At 74.2% G+C, this 2,359-nt stretch carries 2 protein-coding genes; one reads left to right on the forward strand and one right to left on the reverse strand.

The window, feature by feature from the left end; all coding sequences use genetic code 11:
* The coding region (locus PROKR_RS18010) for a fumarylacetoacetate hydrolase family protein (protein ID WP_036965372.1) at positions 1-758 on the reverse strand (758 nt) is incomplete at its 3' end.
* A 95-nt stretch (positions 759-853) separates the two neighbouring features.
* Here PROKR_RS18010 and PROKR_RS18015 point away from each other — a divergent pair.
* A partial coding sequence (locus tag PROKR_RS18015) for an FAD-dependent monooxygenase (RefSeq protein WP_036965374.1) occupies positions 854-2,359 on the forward strand: 1,506 nt, incomplete at its 3' end.

The raw sequence follows: 2,359 nt of genomic DNA on the forward strand, positions 1-2,359 counted from the left end.
GGCGGCAGCCCCGCAGCCTCCGCGCTGCCCCAGGCGTCGGCCCGCTGCGCGTCGTCTACCCGGGGCCCGGCCCCCACGTCGGTGAACGGCACCTCGCCCTGCACCACCGTGGTCACCAGCCGGCCCGACGACGGCGCGCCCGGCGCGGTCGGGGCGTCCACCTCCACCTCGACCACGTCGCCGGGCACCACCACGCTGGACCCGGCGGGCGTGCCCGTGAGGATCACGTCGCCACGCTCCAGCGTGAGGTGCTGGGACAGGTCGGCCACGAGCTGGGCGAACGGGAACAGCAGCGCGTCGGGCCCGGTCGTGTCCTCCTGCACGAGCTCGCGGTTGACCCAGGTGCGCAGGCGCAGCGCGGCCGGGTCCACGGCGCGGGCGTCCAGGAGCGCGGGGCCCAGCGGCGTGTACCCGTCGCGGCCCTTGGAACGCACGTTGGAGCCCTTGTCGGCCCACCGCAGGTCGTAGACGCCCAGGTCGTTCGCCGCGGTGACGGCGGCGACGTGGTCCCAGGCGTCAGCGACGGTCACGTGCCGGGCGGGCTCGCCGATGACCAGCGCGATCTCGCCCTCGAAGGCCAGCAGCTCGGTGCCGGCGGGGCGCTCGACGACGCCCCCGCTCACGCCGAGCGAGCTGGCGGGCTTGAGGAAGTAGGACGGCGCGGCCGGACGGCGCCCGCGCTGGTCGGCGCGGGAGGCGTAGGCCAGGTGGACGGCGACGATCTTGCCGGGCCGCCGGGACAGCGCTTCGGTACCCATGAGCTCCCTTGCTCCCTGGTGCTTCGTATCACAGATCGTATATGGTCGAGATGGGCCCGGCAACGTCGCCGACCACGGGCAGAAACGGACGAACGATGCAGTTCCACCACCACGGCTACGTGTCCGGCGACCCGCGCGTGCAGCCCGCCGCGGGCTACGGCGTCGGCCGCCCCGCCGAGCTGCCGGACGAGGTCGACGTGCTGATCGTCGGCAGCGGACCGGCGGGCATGATCGCGGCCGCGCAGCTCGCGCAGTTCCCCGGCATCCGCACGCACGTCGTGGAGCGCCGCGCCGGGCGCCTGGAGATGGGCCAGGCCGACGGCATCCAGGCGCGCAGCGTCGAGACGTTCCAGGCGTTCGGGTTCGCGGAGCGGATCACCGCGGAGGCGTACCGGATCACCGAGATGGCGTTCTGGAAGCCGGACCCCGCGGACCCGCGGAAGATCGCGCGCGCCGCCGTGCCGCCCGACGACTCCGACGGCATCAGCGAGTTCCCGCACCTGATCGTCAACCAGGCCCGCGTGCTCGACTACTTCGCCGAGGTCGCGGCCCGCGGGCCGGCCCGCGTGACCCCCGACTACGGCCTGGAGGTCACCGGGCTCAGCGTCCCCGAGACCCCCGGCGCGCCCGTCACCGTCACCCTGCGGCACACCGCAGGACCGCGGGAGGGCACCGAGCGCACCGTGCGCGCGAGCTACGTGATCGGGGCCGACGGCGCGCACAGCGCCGTGCGGCAGGCCATCGGCCGCAGGCCCGTGGGCGACCGGGCCAACCACGCCTGGGGCGTGATGGACATCCTGGCGGTGACCGACTTCCCGGACGTGCGCACCAAGTGCGCCATCCAGTCGCACGACGGCGGGTCGATCCTGCTCATCCCCCGCGAGGGCGGGTTCCTGGCCCGCTGGTACGTCGACCTCGGCGAGGTGCCGCCCGGCGAGAGCGCGCGCGTCCGCGCCACGACGCTGGACGAGGTGATCGCGCGGGCGAACCGGATCATCCACCCCTACACGCTCGACGTGAAGGACGTGCCCTGGCACAGCGTCTACGAGGTGGGCCACCGGGTCACCGACGGGTTCGACGACGTGCCCGCCGAGCACACCGGCACCCGCACCCCGCGCGTGTTCCTGACCGGCGACGCCTGCCACACGCACAGCGCCAAGGCCGGGCAGGGCATGAACGTCTCCATGCAGGACGGCTGGAACATCGCCTGGAAGCTGGCGCACGTGCTCGCGGGCCGCGCCCCCGAGGCGCTGCTGGCCACCTACTCCGCGGAGCGGCAGGTGGTGGCCCAGGAGCTCATCGACTTCGACCGCGAGTGGTCGCGGCTCATGGCCACCCGGCCCGAGGACCTGCCCGACCCGACGTACCTCGAGGACTTCTACGTCAAGACCGCCGAGTTCCCCTGCGGCTTCATGACGCGGTACCAGCCCTCCATGATCGTGGCCGGCGCCGCGCACCAGCACCTGGCGACGGGCTTCCCGGTCGGCAAGCGGTTCAAGTCGGCCCCGGTCGAGCGGGTGGCCGAGGGCAACCCGGCGCACCTGGGCCACCACGCCCGCGCCGACGGCCGGTGGCGCGTCTACGCGTTCGCCGACGCCGCC

Source organism: Promicromonospora kroppenstedtii DSM 19349 (genome assembly GCF_000515355.1).
Lineage (GTDB): Bacteria > Actinomycetota > Actinomycetes > Actinomycetales > Cellulomonadaceae > Promicromonospora > Promicromonospora kroppenstedtii.